We start from the raw sequence: 25,360 nt of genomic DNA on the forward strand, positions 1-25,360 counted from the left end.
ATTAATAAAATAGAACTAACTAAAACAATGATAAAAAAACTACGTCATATAACTATTGAAACTAAAACTTATAACTATGTTATTAAAGAATGGCAGCTAAAACTATTTGTAGATACCACAGCTAAAAACAAGTTTATTATAGTTGATTTTAAATATGATATAGAAAACCCTAATTATACTAGAAACTTAATCTGGCAAGGTTGTTTTAGAGTTTATAAAGGGGAAGAAGAATTAGTTTTAAATATGCACGAACCTCATTTTGTAAAAGAAGTAATTGTTGCTTTAGCTATAGAGCAATATGATTTTTCAAAACAGAAACACTATAAAATTGAAAAAGCCTTATTCCTTTTAGAAAAAATGGGATATAATTTAGAAAAGAGCAGTACTACTTCAGTAAACAAAGAACAACACCTAAAACAAACCACAGTTCACGAAGTACTTTTGGCTTTAAAACAAGATAAATTACCCTTAACAACCGCCTTAATTTTTGATGCCTTAGATTGTACGTTGCTAGAAGCTAAAAAGATAGCAGAGAATATGAAAAAAAGAATTATTTAAAGCTAAATTTAATTCTTCACTAAGTCATTTCGGGATTTACACCTGACAGGTTGCTAAGGTCTTTTAGCTGTTACAGATGCATAATCACATGCTGATACTTCTAAAATCCAAACTCAAGATGTAGGTTTTGAAGAAGTGAAATAATCTATTTTAAATAAATATAGAACCCTGAATTTATTAAAATTCGGGGTTCTTCTTTTATGCTTAATTCAAGGATTAAATTAATAAGGGCTATTAGCCTCTATTTCTGCCCAAGTAGAAAATGAAGTGGTATAACTTGAAGTAGATCCCAATTCAAAACGAATTCTACTTTTTAAATGATACCCATTTAAACGTTTGGTAGATTTATAAACAGGAAGTATTTTTTCATAACCAGTGTGACCAGGACTACTATACCAAGGCAATGAACTTGGTCCTGATGGATTACCACATTTTGCTTTTGTCCATGTGTTTTCTGTCTGTATATAAGCTCTTTCAGTACTACTAAATGTAGCATTAGAATACATATAGTAATGTGCAGAACAATAAATTCCCGATTTTTCGTAGATGCTATATAAAGTAACAAGTCTTCCACCAATTTGTAAGCCTACACCTTGGCTACGTCCTCCAGCGGCATCCTCTCTACAAATTTTATTTGTAATGGATTCTTTACCATTTACAATTAATCCTAATATGTCATCATCTGTTGAATAGATTTGAATATGAGAATTCAAAATGTTTTCTTGAACTAAATCTTGATATTCATTTGCGTATTTTGCTTCTAATACAAGTACAGTTCCATTTTGTTTATTAATTCTGAATATATGTGAACCAATTTGAATGCAGTTGTCTTTATTAATCAGTTTTGAAAAATAAGGACTAATATAAGTATCAATAGTATTAATGTCTAATGCTACAATTGGATTAACTTCTGCGTAAGTAAGATGAGGCATTTTAGTAATTTCGTTTAAAACTTCGTTCTGTAAAGCTTCAGATGGATTATTTACTACCTTTTCATAATCTTCAATACTTTTAAAAATTAATAGTTTACCATCTGATCTCATGCCTAAAGAATTGAAATCATCATTAGTTAAAGGATTTACTTCTTCTTCATTAGAACAAGAGAAAAAGGATAGAAATACAAGTAAAAGAGCTGTTTTTGAGATTAATTTCATGATTTATTATATTAGTTTTTCCTTACTCTTTTATTATGGTTTTTCAGGATACACCATTTGATCGATCATTAGGTAGTGTTATCCTTTTATTTTTATTACCCAATTTTTGAACAATAATTATAGATTTTAGAAAGTAGAGGTTTTAATATCCATTTATTTTGATTTTAAATGTGTTTGTTTTCTTCTTCTTTATTTAAAAAAGCGTATTTTTGAAGGAATTACTTACATAAATTTATAAGAAATACACTTTAGGTTTTTATTACAAATAGGATTTCATCAAAATGATATTCAAGTACAAAGTGGATTTTAATCAAGAGCATATCAATGGTTTAGGAAGTGATAAGAAAAGTAGTGAGAATTATACTAACTACATCAAGAATTGGTATCAAAATGTAGTTCAATTAACCTGTGACGAATATGAAGTTACTATGAATGGTGATAATGTTTTACCTATTGTAGGTTGTATTCAAGGAAGAGATTTTTCTCCTTATTTTTATAGATTTAAAGTTATGAACGAACAACACTTAAAACAACCAACCATTCATAAAGTCCTACTAGCTTTACAACAAGATAATATAGTCTTAGTGACATCTTTAATTACAAAGGAATTAGTATGTTAGAAGCTAAAAAAATAGCTGCGAATATGAAAAAGAGATTGATATAAAATAAAAATAATCCTTTGAGAACTAAAAATCGGAGTATCCAAATTAAAGAATAACTCCGTAAGGATATAAAGTAGGGTAGTTCTTACTCGCTTTTTTGTACTTACTAACTAACTTCTTTTTATGCAATACACTCGCTATCTCTTTCATGTAGTTATATAACATGTATTTATGGATCGAATTAATTGGTTCGTTGCCAATTTTACTATCAATTTCATAAAGTATTTTGTGTGTAGTATACTCCAAATCCCCTTCAAAATAGTTTTCTGAACAAATGTAAGAGTCCAATAACAATTTAAGTTTTACTGTATTTTTTATTAAGAAATTATCAGGCAACGTGTTTATAAAATCAGTAATTAATTGCTGATTTCCTCCCCATTTTGGTTGAAGTACTTCTGCTAAATGTATGTAAGGGTAAAAGAAATCTTTATTGTTTTCTATAGCTAGTTCAAAATAAGTCGTAGCTTCCGAAGTATAACCCTCCTGACTCGTAGTCAACCGAATCATTCTTGAATATTTCTCCATTGCATAAGGAGATTCGTTTGAAATAAGAGAAAAATAGTCTTCTGCTATAGCAAGTAAGTCGTAAAAGCTTTCTGCTTTTTTTTGAGAAACATTCGAAGCATATTCGTGGGAACGAGCAATCCAAGCTTTATGTAGGTAATGAACACCTAAACAAAGTTGCACAAGTTCCGGATTAGTTGTGTTTTCTTCCCATTTTTTTAAAGAATCTGTTGTTACTTTTAGTCCAATAGCATCTAGTGTTGCTGTAAAATCATCTGGATTTAATTGTTGGATTGTATTTTCAGCTTTAGTATAATTCTTAGTGTTTAAGTAGGTAATAATTGAGGCAACAGTTTTGTTACCAAATGTGATATCATTCCCTTTTATAAAGCGAAATACCTTCCATATAATAAAACCAATGGTACTAAAGGTAAAGATTGTAACTATAGCTTCTAACATAACTTTTTTTTTACAAAGTAAATCTTATTTTTTAAATTTTACATTCAACTGAATTACTTATTATAAATAACAATTACAATACTACTTAATTAGAGACTTTATTTTACTTTTATAAACCGTTTGCTAATAAAAAAATAATGATTATTTTTCATCCTAAATTTGGTACAATTCTTGAAGATTCGTAAAATGAAAAGCATTTCTTTTCAAGAAGTAAAACCTAATTGGTTTCATCTAAATTGATATTACTATGGAAACACCAAATGACGACGCAAACCTAGATAAATACACAAAGGATAGAATAGAAAAAGGCATTCAAGAACTCCTAGATGAAAAAGAGCTTAAAATAAAATGGCGAAAAGAAATCGAACAAAACGAAGCCATTCAAGCGTATTTCAAAGGCTATCAAGAAAGCTCTATTAGTTCTTTTATCAACGACTATTTGCAAAAGAAATACATGTGGTTTCGATTTGGAGATATGTATAAAAAAATGGCCGATGATCATCGTTCCCAGTGGATAGAACTTGCACACGACCATTTAGAAATTATCTTGCAAAAAAAATTATTTGACTTACAATGTTTGTGGAGAGCAGAACAAATTAAAGTAGAAGGTGTAGAAATTTGTTTTGATTTTGTAATATGGCAAAACGATATTTTAAATTGTCCGTTTTTAGAACCTCTTACAGCAAGCGACATTGAAATGTATCAAGAATATTTACTAAGCGAAGAAGCGGAACTTATCGATTATTGCTCAGGTGATGAATGGCAAGATTATGAAGAAAGAAAAGCGGGCTACTTAAATCCTGAAGGTGATTATCTTGAAATGCCTGAATGGTATGAGTTCCATAATCAAAGAACTGGCAATACTAACTTGTTCCTTTTACCAGATATTAGAGGTGAAAAAGAAAATTTTTACTCCGATTTGTACTTTAAAAACAAGGAGAAGGAAAAAGAAAAAAAAGAGCAACCAGTAAACACTCCTACAGATTATAAACCGTCTCTTGTTGGGTACGATCATGAAGTGGTTTCTTTTTTTGTAAAAACGTTTGAAACCAAAGACATACAAAGCAAGTACAAGCATTATGAGGAATCCAATTCCATTCAAGATAACATGTATTACGAAGACCTAATTAGAGAAATGATTGAAGCTAAAGAAAATATACCTATACGAGCAAATGAAGATTTTAGAGAAGCGTTGGTTTTGGCTCATAATGAATACCGTTGTAAAAAAGTAGCGGATCATTTACCTTTGGCTTTCGAACAATACCTATTCAATATAAAAATGGGGTTTTCTGTAGGAGGAGAAGATCTATTTTATACTGGTTTAAGGGATAATTATTTACAAAGATTGATAGAAGGAAGAGTTTTAAATGGAGAGGAACCTAATCTAGATTTTTAGTAATGATCCTAAAGTTAGAATAAAACACTAATTTAACTTATAGGATATAAAAAAAAAGTATTTTTGTTTTCAAATTCAGTATAACTAACATTCAAATCGAAATTCAAAAACGATTTGATTAAAAAAATAAAAATAATTTAAAATGATCGTTCAAGCCCTTAACCTCTTACACCTACTTCCTTTCAAAACCATCCTTGACAGGAGTACAATGTTTTACTTTTATAGTACTAATTTTTCTGGAAAGAAAACTACAAAATGGCATTACTTAATAAAGAGTCGAGTTGAGCTCCAGTTACTTCAATAATAGTAAAAGTCTTTAAAAAAGAATAGATAAACTTCATGTTTGTGTTGCATGACTATTGTAGCAAAAGATATAATTAATTGAGAGATATGTTTATCTATTAATTTGTTTTATTGTTTGATTATGAAATAGTTACAAGATTAAATAGTTGTTTTTTAATAAATATTCTTGTATTTGTATTTATAAAAAACATAATTACTGTTTAACCATTCAAATGAGTTTTTTATCTACAAATTTTTTCAATCGGTCTAATAATTTTATCAATGTATTGTAAAATATCTAATTTTCTATGAGAATTAGAAGTAAAAATTTATCTATCTATCTATCTATCTATCTATCTATGAGAAAGCTAATAATAATAAGTTTGTATAAAAAAACGATTATATTTTATCAAAAGAAGATTAGTATAATTTTGTTTCCTCTTTTTTTGTTTTTTTGGACTGGGTATTCCCAAGTTGGACCAGGAGGTATAACCACGCAATTAAATATTTGGTTAAAAGCAAATGATGGTATTGCTGCGGCAGATGGAGTCATAGTTAATAATTGGGTAGATAAATCAGGTGTTAGAGTTAACAATGCTACTAATAGTGGTGAATTGTCCTCACCAGTTTACAGAACGTCAGGTACTAAAAGAATTAATTTTAATTCCACAGTAGAATTTGACGGAATCAATAATGGTTTAAATTTTGGTAATGATTATGTTTTTACCCTTGCAGCTCAAGCAGGCCTTAATGTTTTTGTGGTTGCCAAACCAGATATAACTAGTGCTGCCAAAACAGCTCCCTTTGTGTTTGATTTTGGATTTTATGGAGATAGAGGATATGGTTTTGCTATTGGAAGCCACAGGTCTTATGGGTATACCTCTATAGGTAATGGAGGAGCAGAATTTTTTACTACTTGGGCTGGTACTTCTGAACCTAATGTGTATAATTATGATGTAAATTTTGGAACCAATAAAAATATAATAATAAATAATTTAGTTCGGGCTACTACTACCATATCGCTAGTGGAATTAGATGCTACACGTATAGATGAAAATAGTTCGCATCAAGTTACATCTGGTCCTATTTCTATTGGCCGACAATCAAAGAGTGGTAATTTAACTTTTAGTAGTGATAGAGCATTTGATGGACTTTTAGGCGAAATAATTCATTATAGTAAAAATCTATCTGCTACTGAGACTTTAAAAATAAACAGCTATTTAGCCATTAAATATGGTATTACTTTAAATCAAACTTCACCAAATAATTATCTGGCTACAAATGGAACTGTTATTTGGGATGCAACGACAGCAGGAACTTATAATAAAAACATCTTTGGTATTGGTAGAGATGACTCAACGGCTTTGCATCAGCAAATTTCAAAATCGGTAAATACGGACGGAATTATAACAATATCAACAGATACAAATTTTACGGCAAACAATGCTTCTCATACTGCTATTACTACTAATTTAAATTACTTACTAGTTGCAGATAATGGTCTAAATACTCAATTTGATAATCATATCAGTGGCTTTGCATTGCATCATATGAATCGCATTTGGAAAGTACAAAAAATGGGTTCAGCTATTACATCGGTAAATTTAAAGTTAGATAATACTGATGCTGATTATATATTGTTAAGTACTGATGCTATTTTTGATAACTCAGACACAAAAATTCCAATAACAACAGATGCTTTTTTAAATATACCATTAGAAAACAACATGTATTTTACATTTGGCAATTCTATTTGTTATGAGAATGGTAGTACAGGAACTCCTGTGAGTGGTCAAAATATGATTATTTCCACTTTTGATGCTACTGCTAGTCAATCATGGATACAATCTATAGATAACGGAATGTTAATTTTAGGTTCTAAAACCAAAGGTTTTGTTATAACTAGGATGGATTCACCAGAAACAGCAATTATTAACCCTGTTGAAGGAATGTTAGTTTTTGATACAGACGATCAAGTAATGAAGTTATATGATGGGACTTCATGGGTAATTATAAAACAAAGATGCTACTAACTATTTAAAAATCAAATGATGAAAAAAATAATTTTATTTTTAAGTGTAATTTTACCTTTTTCTTGTTTATTTTCCCAAGTAGGAATAGGGAAAACTGTGATTGAAGGTGATGGAATTTTAGATTTTCAAGAAGGAACTTTAAAAGGAATTGTTTTGCCTTGGGTTACCTCTGCAGCAGCAGTTACTTCTCCAGTAGGTGGAACATTAATTTACGATACTAACGATCAACGAGTAAAATATTATAATGGTACCGCTTGGATAGATCTTTCAGGAAAATCAGGTACAGTAGATACTTCTTCTCAGGATTTATTAACCGATGTAGGAAATGGTATTGTTATAGGAATTAACCCTAGTACTGCTTCAGGTGTTTTAGTTTTAGAATCTTCAGATAAAGCGTTGATATTGCCCAAAGTAGACAATGCTTATGCCAATATTCCTAGTCCTGAACCGGGTACGATTGTTTATGATCCAGTTTCAAAAACAGTTCAAATATATAATGGACAACAATGGAGTTTTTGGGGAGAAAAATGATAAGTGGATTTCAGATTTAAAAAAACTTTTGCAATTTGTACTTTTTAGAGCATATAATATATAAAAGAATGAACACAGCTTTTAAATGTTAACTAGTTTATAGTAAAACTTTACTATTTGTTAAAAAGGAGTATAGAAAAAATGTAAATAATCATAAAATATTGAATTACAGTAATTTAATAATTAATAAGTGTTTTTGAATAAAAAAATATTACTTAATTTTAGGTAATAAACATTTCAAATAAACACAAATCATGAAAAAAAGTACAATTATGAAAATGGCATTAGCAAGTGTAGTTACATTGCTATGGTCATGTCAAACTCCTGATGAATCAATTGAAGTTGACTCTAAAAACAACAGTAAAACCATTTCAACTACTTCACGTGCTCCTTCTTGTGGCGATATGTATGCCTTAGTATTATCTGGTGGTACAAGTACACCTGTTCCTGGAGGGCTTAGTTCACACATTTATAAAGTAGATTTATGTTCTTCACCTACAGTAGGTTATAGTTATCTTTCTACTTTAAAAATAGGAACTACACTTGTTACTAGTGTTACAGGTATTTGCGATATGCCTGGTGTTCCTGATTATGCATGGGCTGTAACTGGAGCAAATTCTAACTTTCCACAAAAAATACTTAAATTTCAAATATCTACAGGTGCCGCAAATATTGCCGCAAATGCAACTGCTCCTTTGCAAGATATTGAAAATTATGGCAATACAGGCTTATACTTAGCGATAAAGGAGGCTACTTCTTCAATATTAAAAGTCAATGTAGGTACAGGTGTTTGTAATCCTTTTTCATCTTTTCCATCTTTTCCTCAATTTAATGGGTTAACTTTTGTAGGGAATAAAGTGCAAGTGATTTCTGGTTTAACCAATTATATTTGCTCACCTAATTATGGAGATATTTTAGAATATGATTTAGGTGCCAACCTAGTAGGAAGATATTCCTATAAAAACCTTCCTGCTAACAATATATTTACCATGAAAGAATTAGGCTTTCATTATGATAATTGTTGTAAAAGATGGGTTGTAGGAAGTTCGTCAGGTATTATTTCAAATAATTTTGATATTACTCCTTGTACACCTTCAAATCCAATATTTTTGTTAAATACGGTTACTTCAGGGCAACCTCATTATGCTATTTATGATTTTATGGTAGAACTTTAATTGCTTTTAAAGTATACAATATTTCAAATAACAAAACCCTGTAAGCATAAAGTCTTACAGGGTTTTTCTTGTTGCATTGTGTTTAGGGGCAAAAAGGTTTAGTTATTCTTTGATGAATTTTTTTATAGCTTCACCAGAATCACTTTCTAATTTTAAGATGTAGAAACCATTTGATAAATTGCTAACATCAATTGTTGCGTTGTTACTTAATAATACTTTCTGTTGTATTAATACTTTACCAGAAGCATCAATAATACTATAGCTATTTATTATACTATTTTTAGTAATACCTAAAGTAAGAGTATGTGCTACTGGATTTGGATAAATAGTGATTGCATTATTTAGAGCAGTAGGGCTGTTAGTGCTTAAGGTACAATTAGTATCCCATTCAACAACCATAGACATACCTTGATTATTACTAGAACTATTTGGACAAAAATCTGGTGAGGCTTCAACATAGTAATTTCCAGGTTCAGTTATAACATATGAAATAGTGGTTGCTCCTGGAATTGGTAAACCATCTTTATACCATTGTATGTTGGTATTATAAGGACTATTTATAGTATTATTAAAACTACCTCCTTGGCATAATAAAAAATTTCCATTAAAGTTATCGACTGATACTGTCTCATTTATTTCATTCACTATTATTAGACTAGACCAGGCATAACTATCAATTTGTATTTCATTAGATTCGAAAGTATCAGTTCCTAAGGTAACAACTACTTTTAAAAGAGCTTGGTCATAGGTGTACCAATCATATGTAAAAGAAGCTTGATCCGCACCAGAAATGGCTACATAATTGTCTGAAGTGAACCAATATTTATAATACCATTGATATGTATCATAAGTTTGGTTCATAACTGTTGCAGTACCATTTGTCCAAGGGCAAAGCATAAGATCTCCTTGAATTTGTGGATTCTGTGAAAAAGAGGTGCTTAATCCACTAATAAAAATTAGAAGTAGTAAAAATTTTTTCATAATAATTTTTTTAATATTTACTTCAAATTTAGAAAAGCTACCTGTTTTAGAGACTTTTTAGGGTGTGACAAATTGTGACATAAAGTTGAATAAATTGTGACAATAAAGAAAAAATACAAAGTGGGATTAATTTTTATTACTTGATAAGACAACTTTTTGAAAAGTTTCAATAGAGTTTAAACACTCAATAGATAAGCATTTAATGAAATGTCATTTGGAAGTTCTAACCTTTTCTCTATTCTTTCTTTTCTTTTTCTACAAGCAACTGGAGTTATATTAAGCATAGTAGCAATTTCTTTGGTATCTAAATTCATATAAACGTAAGAAATATAACGAATATCAGTTGTAGTTAAATCAGGGTGTTTTTCTGTTAACCTTTTAATGAAACCTTGATTGACTTCATCAAAATGACGCACATAATTTTCCCAATCATCATCGGTCTTCAAATGTTCTTTTAAAGCTTGAATGGTATTTATAATGGTATTGTTATCACTAGGTATGGTAGAAAAAGACTTTAAAATATCTTGTAACAATTGATTACGTCCAGAGATATATAATGCTCTAGATAAAATTCTTTGATTTCTTAATTGAATTTCATTTTGTAAACTTTCTTTTTCTAACAGTGCTGTTTTTTCTTTTTCAAGTAATAAAGAATTTTCAGCCATTTCCTTTTCAAGTTTAAAGGTGATTAGTTGCTGTTCTCTTTTTGCAAGCAATTCTTTCTGCTTCGCTTTTATAAAGTAATTTCTAAAAATTAATAGTAAAATTATAACCGCAAAAACAATGACCATTAGTATGGAATAAAAAAGTTTTCGCTCATTCTTAATTCTAGTTTCTTTTTCAATAATTTTTTCTTTATAATTCTGAATTTGGAATTTCACTTCGCTACTTTCATATAATTTACTATTTTTGATAGTATTGAGTCTACTATTTGATATTGTTATAGAATCCTTATATTGAAAGGCTAAAGGATAGGATTTCAGTCTAAAGTAGATATTTGAAAGTAGATCATACAATTCAATTTTTTTTTCTAAATCAGGTTTTTCTGTAAAGATTACATTTGTCCATTGCAAGGCTTCTACTAAATTATTTTCTTTTAAAAATGACTTTGCGATAATTAGTGAAAGATCAATTTTATTATCATTGTTTTGCTCATTTTTTAAATTAGAAAGTAATTTTTCTGCTTGTAAACGTGACTCTTTTATATTTCCTAGAAGTAAATCATTGTTGTAAAGACCAACTAACGTAGGGATTCGTATTTCTGGCATTTTAGAATACTGAAGCGACTTATTGAAATAGTTGCGAGCTTGTTGTAATTTATTTTCTTCATTGGCTAAAAGACCTAAATTCATAGTATATAAACCTATTTTTAAGGAGTCATTGTATTTTTGAGCTAAAACTAGAGCCTTTGTGAAATGAGCATTAGCCTTATCGTATTTTTTTTCTTTGCTATATAAAATGGCAATATTATTAAGCACAATCATGATTTGAGTACCATCTAAATGAGATGTCGCGATTTTATAACTTTCAAGATATTGTTTTAGGGCTTCTCCATAATCAAGAAGCATATAATAGTTGTTTCCTATATTGTTTTGAACCAGGAATAATTGTTTGTACCATTTGTTTTTTTCTGCTAATTCTCTAGCTTCAGAAAGTAATTCTAGTGAAGCAACATGATCTTTGCGAAGCATTAAATCAACACTAACTTTAAGAATAGAATCACAATATTTACTATTGGTTCCAAATAGTGTCATTTGTCCAAAAAGACAAATAAATAAGAAAATTAAAGTTGTTTTGATAGGAAATGTATTTAAAATCAGATCAAAAATACTTCTAAATTTTTAAAAAATAATAAAGCAGCTAAAAATTATGATTTATTTAGAAAAGAGTTTTCTTCATTAAAATTCATTTATCTCTGATATACTATAAGATAGTTTTAGTGGCAAACAATGGATGATTTTTTTGCATCACTTTATTAATCAACCTATTGATTAGTTTTTGAATAAAAAAACGTTTACATAACTTAAAATTAAAGAAACAACGTTAAAACATCTCAGTTTACAGCCTTGCTTTAAAAGATAATTAAGTTTGTGTTAGGTCATATTTTCAATGGGTTGTTATCGTTACTTTTGAACAGTTTTGAATTAAAAATGTGCTAGTAAAAAAGGCTTTAATTCGATTTAAATGACTAAATATGAAGATATTTTATGCTGTGCAAGCTACTGGAAACGGTCACATTAGTAGAGCTACACAATTATTTCCTTATTTACAAAAATATGGTGATATTGATTTTTTTCTAAGTGGTAGTAATGCTAGTTTAGCTGCAGAAATTCCTGTAAAGTTTAGAAGTAAAGGTTGTAGTTTATTTTATAGCAAATGCGGAGGATTAAATTATTGGGACATTGCTAAGAATATTAAACCTTATCAAATTTACAAAGACGCCACTAAATTACCCTTACATAAATATGATGTAATTATTAATGATTTTGATTCGGTAACTGCTTTGGCTTGTAAATTACAAAAAGTGCATTCGGTTCAGTTTGGTCATCAAGCTAGTTTTTTATCGGAGAATACCCCTAGACCGGAAAGTAAAAGTAAAATAGGTGAATTTATTTTTAAAAATTATGCTCCAGCACCTCAAAATTTAGGTTTGCATTTTGAATCCTATGATTCCTTCATTCATCCACCCATTATTAAAGATGAAATTGTACAAGCCATTCCTAAAAATTTAGGACATATTAGCGTATACTTGCCTTCTTTTGATAAAGATTGTTTAGAAAAAGCTTTTAGATCCATTCCTCATATAGCATTTCATTGGTTTTTAGATACGGTTAAAGAAGTACATAAAATAGGGAATATTACTTATTTTCCGGTGAGTCAAAAAGAATTCAATAAAAGTCTTATTAATAGTGAAGGCATTATTACAGGTGGTGGCTTTGAGACTCCTTCAGAAGCCTTGTATTTAGGTAAAAAAATCTTATCAATTCCTATTAAAGAGCATTACGAACAAGAATGCAATGCTGCTGCGCTAAAGAAGATGGGTGTTCCTGTGGAATATGCTGTAAAAGATGATTTTAATCAAGTCATTGAAAATTGGCTGAATAGCAACATCATTTACCCGAAAATGAAAGCCAACAATATTACTGAAACGTTAGAATTTTTGTTTGACACATATAGCAACTAGAATTTAATAAAAATCCGTTTATAATAGAGTTATAATAAACGGATTTCTTTTTCATAAAAATTATCAATTATCTTTTTTTACTCACAAATTCTAATTGTTCGTCTTCGTCTATAAATTCTAATTCGGCATCTTTTTCCCAGATTTCCATTTCACAAGGCTTGCAATTGAATTTCAATTTATAAGCATTGTCACCATGAGTAAGAGTTAAAGGTTCTACAACTTTTTCACCCATGGTATCTCTTTGGAAACGAGCACATTTACCCAATTCATATTTCACACAATACTTAGTCACCATTACTCTCGATTTTCCAGGATCCCATTGCATTTCGAAGGCTTTCTCAATTTCAGTAACACCATGACGTTTGTAAAACTTTCTAGCCAAATGATTGGATACATTGTACGTAAAATCAAGTTCTTGTACTGGATAAGGATGATCTGTTTTGGTAATTTGAAACTCTTCTCTGTGGTATTCGTTGATACGAATGTCTATTAATTGTTCTAAAACTGTTCTTCTCACTTCATTTACTTTTGAAATAGGTAAGAACCAATTGTTTGAAAAAGAGATTTCAATATTTTCAACCATAAAAGGAGTATTTCCAGTTTTGGCTAAATTGGTTTTGATATTGGGAAGGGTGTCATTCCCATTTTTAGCGACTTCTTTCTCTGTTTCAAGCGTAGCCATGCTAATGTGTCCATCTTCATCAGTAGCAACCAGTAAAAAGCCATCATTAGTTTCCGTAAAGACTAAATCTACACTTATTTTACGAACTGCACTGTTTTCTTTTTCGACAATTTTATTAAACTCAGCATCAGAATTTCTATAAATTTCTGTTCCAATGGCTAATGATTTAAATGTATTAGGAACTACAATGTTGTTGATAATAATATTAATTTGAGCTCCATCCGCTTCACCAGATTCATTGATGAAATAGAGTCCATCACCATTATTTAATTGGTCTGAATTCTCAATCACATAGCCATTAGCTTTTAATTCTAAAACTTTACCAATGTATTGTCCTTGTGATTTTGGAGTATCCCAACTTCCAATTTTTTCTTTACGTTTGTTTACGAAATAATCGGTGTAACCTCTATTGAAACTTCTGTCCATCTCTGGTTCAAAATTATAGAAGGTTTTTCCAGAAGAGGCTTTTTGGAACGAATCATTATTTTCTAAGAAAGCATCTAATTTTCTTCTTAAAAAAGAAGTATTATTTTTAACGTAAACAATATCTTTTAAACGACCTTCAATTTTAAAAGAGCAAATTCCAGCTTCAATTAAATTGGGCAATTGATCACTTAAGTCTAAATCTTTTATAGATAATAAATGACTGTTAGCAATAAGTGTTTTACCAGTTCCATCCACTAAGTTATAAGGTAAGCGACAGTTTTGTGCACATGAACCTCTATTAGCACTACGTTCACCATTAGCAATACTCATATAACAATTACCACTAAATGACACGCAAAGTGCACCAGAAACAAAGAATTCTAATTCTACATCAGAAGCTTCATGAATTTCCTTGATTTGGTCTAAATTCAATTCTCTAGCTAAAACGACACGTTGAATTCCCGCGTCTTTTAAGAATTTTACGTGTTTTGGATCTCTATTATTCGCTTGTGTACTGGCATGAAGTACAATAGGAGGTAAGTCCATTTCAAGAATGGCCATATCTTGTATGATAAGTGCATCCACTCCTATAGCATATAATTCGTGAATTAATTTTTGACAAGGCTCTAATTCTTTTTCATATAAAATGGTGTTTAGTACTACAAATACTTGTGCTTTAAACAAATGGGCATAGGCAACCATTTCGGCAATATCTTCTACAGAGTTTGTTGCGTTTGTACGAGCTCCATACAAAGGAGCACCAATATAAACAGCATCTGCACCAGCATTAATAGCGGCAATTCCTTGCACTAAATTTTTGGCAGGAGCCAAAATTTCCACTTTTCTCTTCATACAATTGTAACGATAAATTTATACATCAGAAACGAATACAATTTGCAAAAATATAAAATACTTCAGATATAATTTATAGAATGTTTAAAATTCGAAGTGAAATAGAATTTTAATAGCTAAAATGATTTTCTTTTTTTACTAATAATTTTAGCATATTTGCAACTAAGTTATGAATACTATATTTAAAAAATGCTACAACCAGAAGTAAAAAGTAAATTAGGAGAAGATATTTGTATTGCCATTTATTTAGACAATTGCAAATGGAATTATATAGTAGATTGTGGTGAAGCAAGTCTATTAACCGTTAAAGATTGCATGAATGCACGTGCTATTTTCATATCACATACTCATATTGATCATTTTATTAATTTTGATCAGATTATGCGTCATCAAATAGGTACAAAAGAGCGTTATATTATTTGTGGACCAAAGAATATTGCAGTACAAATACAAGCCAAATTGCGTTCTTTCACTTGGAATTTAGTGGAAGATGATGCCGTAATTTATGAAATAAGAGAAATTATCTCTGAAAATGAAATTACGAGCTACGAAATGAAACCAGCGCATTGGGAATTAGAACTAGTAGCAAATAGAACTACTTTGTATGACGACGAAAGAGTAGTGGTGAACTTTACCATTTTAGACCATAAGACAGATGTAATTGCCTATCATTTTAAAGATAAGGACAGTATTAATATTGATGTATCAAAAGTAACTCACAAACTAGGAAAATGGATAAATGAGTTAAAACTAGCTTATGTTGCAAAAGAAGGAGATAAAATTATTAGTTTTGAAGAGCATCAATTTAAAGCAAAAGAATTATTTCATTATTTAAAAATTGAAAGAGGAAATACACTAGGAATCATCTTAGATCATGCCAGTCATAAAGAAAATCATAATAAAATAAAACAATTATTTAAGGAATGTGATACGGTGTTTATTGAAACGTTTTATAAAGAGGAAGATAAAGAAAAAGCACTGATTAATTATCATAGTTATGCTTCCCAATCTGGTAAGATTATGTTTGAATCTAAGGTTAAAAAAGCTATTCCTGTTCATTTTTCTAGGAAATATACTGAGGAAGATATAGCTCAAATAAAAGTAGATTTTACCAAAGCTTTTCAAGGAGAATATTGAATTCACAACAAAGTTAGGTCAACCATTTCTCTAAAACTTGTTTTAAATCTGTTTTAATTATAGGTTTAGACAAATAGTCATTCATGCCAGCTTCAAAACATTTATCTCTTTCATGAGCTAATATTCCTGCTGTTATTGCAATTATAGGAGTGTTTTTACCTATCTGTAATTGCCTTATTTCTGTTGTGGCTTCATAACCATTTTTATTAGGCATTTGAACATCCATTAGAATTAAATCGATACTTTCATTTTTAAATAGTTCGATTGCTTCAAGACCATCATAAGCTTCAAAAATACTAATATTAGGATTTATTTTTTGAATTAAAGTTTTAGTTAATAACATATTTACTTTATTATCTTCAACAATTAACAAAGTGTGTTTTTTTAAAAATTTAGTTTCATTTACAGGAATATCTTGGATATTTTCTTTTATTCGTATGGGATTACTATTTTTAACTTTCTTAGCTTTAATGGTAAAGAAAAACTTGCTTCCTTCTCCATATTTACTTTTTAGTTCTAATTTACTATCCATTAAACTTAAAAGTTGTTTTGAAATGGTTAGCCCTAATCCTGTTCCACCAAATTTTCTACTGGTAGAATTATCTTCTTGTACGAATGAGTCAAAGATTTTTTCATTATTGTCCATTTTTATACCAATTCCTGTATCGTTAACTGAAAAATGAATTACGGACTCTTTTTTAGTTGACTCTATTTCAGTAATATTTAATTGAATTTCACCAAATTCAGTAAATTTTAATGCGTTACTTAATAAATTCATTAATATTTGCTTCAATCGAACTGCATCAGCCAAAATATATTTTGGAACGTTTTTATCTTTATTAAATACTAAGTTTAATTTTTTCTGATGTGCTTGATATTGAAATAAATCTACTACCTGTTGAGTTAATTCAAATAAATCTACTTCTGCTATATCTAATTCAAATTTACCAGACTCAATCTTAGAAAAATCTAAAATATCATTTACTATTTTTAATAATGAAGAGGCAGATTCATTAATCGTAGACATGTATTGATAATGTGTCTTTTCTAAATTAGATTCCATTAATAAATGACTAAAACCTATAATTCCATTTAAAGGAGTTCTAATTTCATGGCTCATGTTAGCTAGAAAGTCAGTTTTAGCTTTATTGGCTGTTTCTGCACGTTCTTTTTCTTTTAAAATCTCAAATTCCATTAATTTACGTTCAGTAATATCAATAAAACTAGAGACAATTTCTGTTATTTTTCCTTTTGAATCTTTAACTGAAAAAGCATTAAATAAAAGCCATGATGTCTTTTCTGATTTTTGTTTAGCAATTCCTAAAATTAGGTTTTTAATAGGTTTATTTCCATTTAAAATTTGATTAATTGGATATTTATCTTTGGACATCATTGTGCTATCTTCATTTAAAAATATCCAATTAGGAGCTACATTTGAATTACCCTTATTTATTTCTAATAATTCAGAAGCCTTTAGATTATTCAATAAAATTGAACCATTAACATTTTGCACAACAATACCAGCATCTAAATTATCTAAAATATCACGATATCGTTCTTTACTTTTTTGAAGTTCTAGTTCAGATTGCTTGGCAATAGTAATATCTCTAGAAAGACAAATAAAATGATTTTCATTATTTTTACTCTTCTCCATGGGAGCGATTGATAATTCAAACCAACGTTTGCTATTTGATAATTCTAATGCGTATTTTTTACCTGTAGAAAAACCTTTTAATACTACTTCATCCATAGCTAATGAAAAACATTGAGCTGCAGCCTCTGGTAATACTTCTGAAAAGGTTTTTCCAATGATAGCTGTAGTAGAATGTGACAATAAGTTTTCTTTATGTGAATGATAATTATATATTCGTCCTTCTTTGTCTACTTCTATTAATAAATCGGGTATGGCATCAATAATTGCTTCTAGTTTTTCATATGATTTTTTAAGTTCCTCTTCAACTTGTTTTCTTTCTGTTATATTGGTAGTAGTTCCTACATAGCCTACGACTTCATTATTATCGTTTCTCTCGGGCATGGCATGACCCATAACCCATACTATTGAACCATCAGGACGAATAAAACGATATTCGGATAAAGATAAATCTTGTTGTTCAGTAGCATTTTCCCAACCCTTATGTAGTGAATCCTTATCTTCCTCATGAACCGCATCTAACCAGCCATTGCCTAAAGCTTTTTCATAAGGCATACCTGTTATTTCTGACCAACGTGGATTCACATAGGTAGTATATCCATCAGCATCTGTACGAAAAATTCCTACAGGAGATATTTCTGTTAAAATATGATATCTGTTTTCACTTTCAGTCATATCTTTTAATGCTTTTTTTCTAAGTTTTTCTTTCTCAAAAACATCTAAAGCAAATGAAACATCTAAAGTTGCTTCTTCTAGCAAAGCTATTTCTTCATCATCAAAAAAATCTTTCTCACTAGCATAAAAACAAAAGATACCAACTGGTTTTCCAAATTTCTTAATAGGTAGTATCATTAATGATAAAAAATCCCTTTTTAAAGCTTCCTCTTTCCAAGAATCCATAATGTCATCATTAGCAATATCATTAACCACAACATATTTCTCTGTTTGTAATGTTTTACATCTTGAATCGAATGCATTATTGAAATCATTAATCAATAATTCCCTTACAGTGTTTACATAACCATTATCTTTTCCTTCAATGACTATTGGTTTTATTTTCTGAGTTATTTCGTCTAACATACCTATCCAAACCATTTGAAATTTCCCAATGTTTACAGCAATGGAACAGGCTTCTTGAAATAAAGTTTTTTCTTCTTTGGTACGCACAATCATTTGGTTCATCTGGCTAATAAAATGATACAAGCGATTGGCTTTAACAATTTTTTGTTTAGCAAGAATACGATCAGTTATATCAGAAGCTATTCCATGACAAATTACTGTTCCTTCTGTTTCAACCACAGGCAAGGAATTTACTTCATGCCATACTAATCCTTTTATAGGATGAAAATAACGATAGATGCAATTTAGGGGAACTAATTTTGTTTTTGTTTCAGTAATATTATCTATAACAAATTGTAAATCTTCTGGATGTATTAAATTAAAAATTTTATCTGTATTATTTTTAATTTCTTCAAAAGTAAAACCATAAATATCTCCAATGGCTTCACTCGCATAAGGATAACTTAAAGAGCCATCTTTATTTTGCCGCATAGAATAAATTAAACCAGGGGAAGTAGCGGCTATTTTATCAAATTTTTCTTTTTCTTCAGTTATGATTTCAAAAATCTTTTTTCTTTCTGTGATGTCTCTTAAAGTAACTATAATACCATTTATATTAGCATCTTCAATACGATTATTTACAATTCCCTCAAGCCAAATATAGCTACCATTTTCATGTTTTACCTGTAGTGTAATAGGAAGAGGTATTTTAGGTTGAGCCAATGTACTTTGAATCATATCAGTAACATAAGACAAATATTCAGGGTGAATAAATTCTATAAGTGGTTTTTGAGAGTGTACTTCGTCTATCCATCCAGTAATGATAGCAGCTGATCTACTTCGGTAGATAGTATTTAGATTTTCATCCATTAAAATAACTATACTATCATTATAATCTAGTAATGCATGATAAATATTTTTATAAGTATCATTTTCTTTTTCATTGAAACCATTTTGCGCTTTTTTACGATCAAGGAGTGTTTTAATTTGTGCCTCCTGTTCTTTTGTTTTTTTTAGTAGCGCTTCATACTCTCTTTCTATGTCTCTCATGCTATTCTCTTATTATTCTAAGTAACCTATGTAAAACAGTAACTTTTTTTTAAAGTTGTTAGTAACTTACGATAATCATTTAAAAATACTCTTTTTTTAATTTAGTTATCGTTTTAATTCTCATAAAATTGCAAATATTCTTTTTTAGTAGTAAAAATCGTAATTCACAGCGCGATTTTAACAACAACAAAAATGATACCATGTATTCTTAACAACAACAACAACAACAATATTTACCTATCCATATAAAATGAGTATTTTTACTTCCTTAAATTTACTGGTTTTTTAAATTTTTCCAATAGTAATTACTAATGACCATACAAGACTTAAAATCTAAAAACTGTATTCTTTTTGAAGTTATTTCAGGAAGTAAATCCTTTGGATTAAATACACCTACATCAGATACCGATATTAAAGGGGTTTACTATTTACCTAAAGACCAATATTATGGTTTAGAATACATTCCACAAATTAGCAATGAAACTAATGATGAAGTATATTATGAGTTAGGACGTTTTGTTGAGTTATTACTAAAAAACAACCCAAACATCTTAGAAATTCTAGCTACACCAGATGATTGTATTCTGTATAAGCATCCATTAATGGAGAAATTAGAATTAAATGATTTTCTGTCGAAATTATGTAAAGATAGTTTTGCTGGTTATGCCATGACACAAATAAAAAAAGCGAGAGGTTTAAAAAAGAAAATTGTAAATCCAATGGCTAAAGAGCGTAAAAGCTTATTATATTTTTGTTCTATTTTAAAAGGGTATAATAGTGTATCATTATTAGATTGGTTAAACCAAAATAAGTTAAAACAAGAGCAATGCGGTTTAATTAATGTACCAAATGCTAAAGGAATTTATGCTTTATTTTATGATATAAATAAAACATTAGGATATAAAGGAGTAATTAAAAATGAAGAATCAAATGAAGTGTCTTTATCCTCAATTCCTATTGGTGAACATGAAATGGCTTATTTGTCTTGTAATTTAGAAGGGTATTCTAAATATTGTAAAGAATATCATGAATATTGGAATTGGATGGAAAAACGTAATGAAGAACGTTACAACACCAATCAAAAACATGGTAAAGATTACGATTCTAAAAACATGATGCACACCATACGATTGTTACAATCGGCAGCACAAATTCTTTCAACTGGTACTTTGACCATTAAAGTGACAAATAGAGAAGAATTATTAGCTATTAAAGCAGGTGAGATGGAATACGATGACTTGCTTCAAAAAGCAGATGATTTAATAACTTCAATTGAAGATTTATATGAAACAACTGTTTTACCAGAAAAACCGAATATTGAAAAAGCTCTGAAAACATTAATTTCTATTCGGAAAAAATTATATTCTTAACTTTTTTATAAAGAAATAGTTAATTTTAAACCTGTATTTTATTTATTTATTAAAAAGTTAACTTAAAATTTGTTTTAAGTTAATTATAGATATTTTTGTGTTTTAATCTTTAACTATGCCTATTAAAAAGCTTTTCTATATCTTCTTTTGTATGCATTTTTATACATACAGTCAAAACATTAGACACCTTTCTGTGGAAGAAGGGTTGCCACAGTCATTTGTGTCAGGTATTGCCCAAGACAAAGAAGGTTTTATTTGGGTGGCAACACATAATGGTCTGGCAAGATATGATGGTCATCAATTTAAAAACTTTCAACATCATTCTAAAAATTCGTTTTCACTTTCAACAAATTTTATTTCTCAGGCTTATTTAGGGCATAAAGACCTATTTTGGTTACGATATGATAACGGAAGTATAGAAGGTTTTAACATGCAAACACAAGAGGTACAGCATGTTGTTTCAAAAGATTTCTTAGATAAAAACGAATTAGTAATTTCAAGAAGAGGTTGGTTAGTAGCAGCTAATAATCTCTTTTGGTTTATTGGTCAGAATGGTCAAGTAAATCATTTTGGTTTATCTCCTAGTAATAAGAAAAATAAGAGTAATCGGTATCATTTTAAAAATGATACTATCCGTTCTATTTTTGAAGATAAGAATCAATTTATTTGGGTATTAAGTGACCAGGCAATAAGTAAATTCATAGCAAAAGAAAATAGGTTTAAGCAGTATAAATTACCTTACAAAATGAGTTTTGATACCAAATTTGATTTTGGTGAAGAAATTCCAGTTATTATTGAACGGTCTAATGGAGAATTAATGTGGTTAGATCGTAATTATTTATATTTTTTTAATCCTTTAAAAAAAACATTTCGAAAACTACAATTACCAGAAGTAGCTACATTTAATGGAAAGTTTTTAGCATTAGCTATTGATGGTAAAGAATATTTTCAAATTAATGAAACCATTTATTCTTATAGTTCTAATTTAGGAATAGAAAAAAAAATAAAAACACATGTTAAAAATAATAGAGATACGCAGGCTTTTTTAATTGATAATTCAGGACTTATTTGGTTGGCAGCTAATACCGATGGATTATATCAAGTTGATCTAACTTCAAATTTTGAAGCGTTTAAATACAATACTGATTTTGCGGTTGATTTACTGGAAAGAGAATTTAAAATTTCTTTTTTTGACTTTTTTAATCTTAGTGAAACCCAATCTGGACATCTACCACCAGCCTATAATTTAAGATCTTTTAACGATAAACAAAATCAAAAAATATGGATAGCTCTTAATAGAACTGTTTGTTATTTTGATTATAATAGTCAACAATTAAAAAAAATACCTCTTTTGCCTAATAATGGTTCAAATAATTTTGTTCCAATAAAGGGAATTGCGTTATTAGAAAACGGAAACCCAATTGTTATAGATCATAAAAATGATATATACTGTTATAATTTACAAACAAGTTCATGGCATATAGAATTTACAGAAAATCAAATAAAACAAGTACTTGGTCATGCTATAAACCCAACAGGCTTATTATTCGATATTAATAAAATATGGATTACTTCAGAATATTCTGGACTTATTTGTATTGAAAAGGATAAAAGCAAAATTAATAAAATCAACGTAAGTAGTAATGAGTTAAATGGAGCTGAGAATAAAATTTATGGCATCGTTCCAGATTTAAATAAAGATACTATTTTTTGGTTGGCAAGCTCTCAAGGGTTAGTCTATTTTAATAAAAAAACATTAAAAAGTACTCTTATTCCCATTACAAGAGAATTACAAAATAGCATAATTTATTCCATTTTTATGGATAATTCTGGATATTTATGGTTGGGTACTAATAAAGGTTTGTGTAGATTTGATACTGTATCATATTTAAATAGAACCTTTACTAAACAACATGGCTTAGCGTGTTTGGAATTCAATAGATTTCACCAACTTATTTTACCCAATGGAAAAGTGGCCTTTGGAGGTCTTGAAAACGGTGTAATATTTGAACCTTTATCCATAAAAGAAGACACTTATAATCCTAATATTGCTATAACGGACTTAAAAATTAATAATATTCCATATAAAAATAATGAAATTGCTAATATTAATTTATTAGACACTATAAATCTTCCTTACAATCAGAATTCGCTAACGATTGAATTCGCAGCACTACAGTTTACACAACCAGAAGATATAGTATATAGATATAGATTGAAAGGATACGATACCGATTGGATAGTTTCCGATAATAAAAGAGAAGCTATTTATACCAAGGTGCCTTCAGGAAATTACCGCTTTGAATTGAATGCTACAAATACTTCAGGGGTTTGGAGTTCCATTAAAAAGGAATTGGTAATAAATATAACACCACCATGGTGGAAAACTTTTTGGGCAATAACTCTATACATACTATTTATAATTCTATTGTTAATTTTATTTATCAACTATAGGATAAATGAGGGAATTATGAAAAGTGAAATAGTTCTTAAAGAAAAAGAAACTCAGCAATTAAAAGAGCTAGATGAAATGAAAAACCGTTTCTTTTCAAATATTAGCCATGAACTTCGCACACCTATTACTTTAATAATGGGACCTACAGAACAACTCTTAAAGGTTAAAGAGGAAGAAAAACAAAAACATCTTCTATCAATAATTGAGAAAAATGCAAATAGTCTATTAAACCTTACCAATCAATTATTAGATATTGCCAAATTAGAAGCAGGAGCTCTAAAACCTTATATGGTTTGGGAAGATATTATAGCATTACTGAAGCAGCTAATTACTGTTTTTAATGTTGAAGCTCAATCAAAAAAATGCGAAATTATTTTTGAAGGACCAACAGTAGCAACTTATTATTATGCTCCAGATTTAATGGAAAGGATAATGTATAATTTACTTTCTAATGCAATTAAATTCAGTAATAATGGAGGTAAGATTATAGTGACTTTTAAAGAACTATCCAATGGAGTTACAATTGAAGTAAAGGATAGAGGTAGAGGAATAGCAAGTAATGAAATAGAAAATATTTTTAATAGATTTTATCATTTAGATACCAATAAAAAAGAAGTAGGAAACGGCATTGGACTATCATTAGTGAAAGAAATTGTAACATTACTTAATGGAACTATAAAGGTAGAAAGTTCTATTGAAGAGAATAACCATGGTACTACATTCATAATTTTTCTACCTTTTGAAAAAGCTGCACATGAAACAATATTTGAAGTTACGAATAAAGAAGAAGAACTCGATGCTGTCAATAAAGTCAGTCCAAAACCAGTAATCCTATTAGTAGAAGACAATAGAGAATTAGCCGATTTTATTACTTCTAATCTTATTCCATATTACACCGTTTTTTGTGCAGAAGATGGTCAAAAAGGAATTGATCTAGCCATTGAAATAATGCCAGATTTAATAATAAGTGATGTCTTAATGAAAAAAAAGAGCGGATTTGAATTATGTAAACATCTTAAAAAAGATATTAATACAAATCATATTTCTATTATTTTATTAACTGCAAAATTTGATATGGAAAGTAAATTAGAAGGATTGTCTTGTGGAGCAGACGATTACATAAGTAAACCATTTAATATAACGGAATTATTATTACGAATAGAAAATAGACTTGAACAACAGAAGAAACAAAGAAATTTTTTATATCGCAATTTAAAATTATTGCCAAGTGAAACAGAAAGTGACTTAATACCAAGTGAAAATGACTTCTTTGTACAAATCTATAGTATTATAGATAGTAGATTAGAAGATGAAAATTTTAACGTTGAAGAATTAGCAAATGCTTTAAACATGAGTAGAACTAGTTTACATAGAAAAATTAAAGTTTTAACCAACTTGTCTAGTGGCGAAATCATAAAACTGTATCGTCTTAAAAAGGCAGTTTCCTTTTTATCTCAAAAATTTACAATATCTGAGGTTGCATACAAAACAGGTTTTGGTAGCCCATCTTATTTTACAAAATGCTTCAAAGAAGTTTATGACTGTACTCCAACAGACTATATTCAAAAAAATGATCCTCCAAAATTTTTATAAGGTAAAAAGAGAACAATGATTTTTTAATATATTAAAAATCAGTACTTTGTATTCTTTTGAAACAAAATTGATAGTTTTTGAAACAAAACTGATAGTGATACCTATAAATTTAAAATAAGTTTACACTATAATAATTAATTAACTATTTGTTAATCATTTTTTTTGT

General features: G+C 29.0%; 16 protein-coding genes. 10 read left to right on the forward strand and 6 right to left on the reverse strand.

Annotated features, from left to right (window positions below):
- Positions 1 to 27: 27 nt before the first annotated feature.
- Positions 28 to 558, forward strand: coding sequence for a hypothetical protein (locus tag FIA58_RS02620; protein ID WP_140959733.1), 531 nt, complete (start codon positions 28 to 30; stop codon positions 556 to 558).
- A gap of 221 nt (positions 559 to 779) precedes the next feature.
- Here the strand turns inward: FIA58_RS02620 and FIA58_RS02625 are convergent, their stop codons facing one another.
- Positions 780 to 1,712 (reverse strand): hypothetical protein, encoded by a 933-nt coding sequence (locus FIA58_RS02625; RefSeq protein WP_140959735.1) that lies wholly within the window; start codon positions 1,710 to 1,712, stop codon positions 780 to 782.
- Between the two features lie 281 nt (positions 1,713 to 1,993).
- Between FIA58_RS02625 and FIA58_RS02630 the strand changes: the two genes are divergently transcribed.
- Entirely contained in the window at positions 1,994 to 2,332 is a 339-nt protein-coding gene (locus tag FIA58_RS02630; protein ID WP_140959737.1) for a hypothetical protein, read from the forward strand.
- 87 nt (positions 2,333 to 2,419) lie between these two features.
- Here the strand turns inward: FIA58_RS02630 and FIA58_RS02635 are convergent, their stop codons facing one another.
- Positions 2,420 to 3,337 (reverse strand): hypothetical protein, encoded by a 918-nt coding sequence (locus FIA58_RS02635; RefSeq protein WP_140959739.1) that lies wholly within the window; start codon positions 3,335 to 3,337, stop codon positions 2,420 to 2,422.
- Positions 3,338 to 3,584: 247 nt separating this feature from the next.
- Between FIA58_RS02635 and FIA58_RS02640 the strand changes: the two genes are divergently transcribed.
- The 4 genes from FIA58_RS02640 to FIA58_RS02655 all read left to right on the forward strand — a co-directional run bounded on the left by FIA58_RS02640 (position 3,585) and on the right by FIA58_RS02655 (position 8,754).
- Entirely contained in the window at positions 3,585 to 4,733 is a 1,149-nt protein-coding gene (locus tag FIA58_RS02640) for a hypothetical protein (protein ID WP_140959741.1), read from the forward strand.
- Positions 4,734 to 5,374: 641 nt separating this feature from the next.
- Positions 5,375 to 7,048, forward strand: coding sequence for a hypothetical protein (locus FIA58_RS02645; protein ID WP_140959743.1), 1,674 nt, complete (start codon positions 5,375 to 5,377; stop codon positions 7,046 to 7,048).
- Between the two features lie 18 nt (positions 7,049 to 7,066).
- The gene (locus tag FIA58_RS02650; protein ID WP_243754626.1) at positions 7,067 to 7,579 is read left to right on the forward strand and encodes a hypothetical protein; all 513 of its coding nucleotides are present in this window, start codon (positions 7,067 to 7,069) and stop codon (positions 7,577 to 7,579) included.
- A gap of 254 nt (positions 7,580 to 7,833) precedes the next feature.
- Entirely contained in the window at positions 7,834 to 8,754 is a 921-nt protein-coding gene (locus tag FIA58_RS02655; protein WP_140959747.1) for a hypothetical protein, read from the forward strand.
- A 102-nt stretch (positions 8,755 to 8,856) separates the two neighbouring features.
- On the opposite strand, the gene FIA58_RS02660 is transcribed toward FIA58_RS02655, so the two are convergent.
- Both FIA58_RS02660 and FIA58_RS02665 read right to left on the reverse strand, forming a co-directional pair.
- Positions 8,857 to 9,735, reverse strand: a complete 879-nt coding sequence (locus FIA58_RS02660; protein WP_140959749.1) for a T9SS type A sorting domain-containing protein — start codon at positions 9,733 to 9,735, stop codon at positions 8,857 to 8,859.
- Positions 9,736 to 9,911: 176 nt separating this feature from the next.
- Positions 9,912 to 11,489: a tetratricopeptide repeat protein gene (locus FIA58_RS02665; RefSeq protein ID WP_140959751.1), complete on the reverse strand. Its 1,578-nt coding sequence runs from the start codon at positions 11,487 to 11,489 to the stop codon at positions 9,912 to 9,914.
- 440 nt (positions 11,490 to 11,929) lie between these two features.
- Between FIA58_RS02665 and FIA58_RS02670 the strand changes: the two genes are divergently transcribed.
- Entirely contained in the window at positions 11,930 to 12,919 is a 990-nt protein-coding gene (locus FIA58_RS02670) for a glycosyltransferase family protein (protein WP_140959753.1), read from the forward strand.
- 67 nt (positions 12,920 to 12,986) lie between these two features.
- Here the strand turns inward: FIA58_RS02670 and FIA58_RS02675 are convergent, their stop codons facing one another.
- Positions 12,987 to 14,879, reverse strand: coding sequence for a peptidase U32 family protein (locus FIA58_RS02675; protein ID WP_140959755.1), 1,893 nt, complete (start codon positions 14,877 to 14,879; stop codon positions 12,987 to 12,989).
- A 189-nt stretch (positions 14,880 to 15,068) separates the two neighbouring features.
- Here FIA58_RS02675 and FIA58_RS02680 point away from each other — a divergent pair, with 189 nt between their 5' ends.
- The gene (locus FIA58_RS02680; RefSeq protein WP_140959757.1) at positions 15,069 to 16,016 is read left to right on the forward strand and encodes an MBL fold metallo-hydrolase; all 948 of its coding nucleotides are present in this window, start codon (positions 15,069 to 15,071) and stop codon (positions 16,014 to 16,016) included.
- 13 nt (positions 16,017 to 16,029) lie between these two features.
- On the opposite strand, the gene FIA58_RS02685 is transcribed toward FIA58_RS02680, so the two are convergent.
- Entirely contained in the window at positions 16,030 to 19,776 is a 3,747-nt protein-coding gene (locus tag FIA58_RS02685; protein WP_140959759.1) for a PAS domain S-box protein, read from the reverse strand.
- A gap of 311 nt (positions 19,777 to 20,087) precedes the next feature.
- On the opposite strand from FIA58_RS02685, the gene FIA58_RS02690 reads away from it, so the two are divergent.
- Together FIA58_RS02690 and FIA58_RS02695 are read left to right on the forward strand one after the other, a co-directional pair.
- Positions 20,088 to 21,146, forward strand: coding sequence for a nucleotidyltransferase domain-containing protein (locus FIA58_RS02690; RefSeq protein ID WP_140959761.1), 1,059 nt, complete (start codon positions 20,088 to 20,090; stop codon positions 21,144 to 21,146).
- Between the two features lie 151 nt (positions 21,147 to 21,297).
- Positions 21,298 to 25,194, forward strand: coding sequence for a hybrid sensor histidine kinase/response regulator transcription factor (locus FIA58_RS02695; protein WP_165928832.1), 3,897 nt, complete (start codon positions 21,298 to 21,300; stop codon positions 25,192 to 25,194).
- The last annotated feature ends 166 nt before the right edge of the window (positions 25,195 to 25,360 follow it).

Source organism: Flavobacterium jejuense, assembly GCF_006491595.2.
Classification (GTDB): Bacteria; Bacteroidota; Bacteroidia; order Flavobacteriales; family Flavobacteriaceae; genus Flavobacterium; species Flavobacterium jejuense.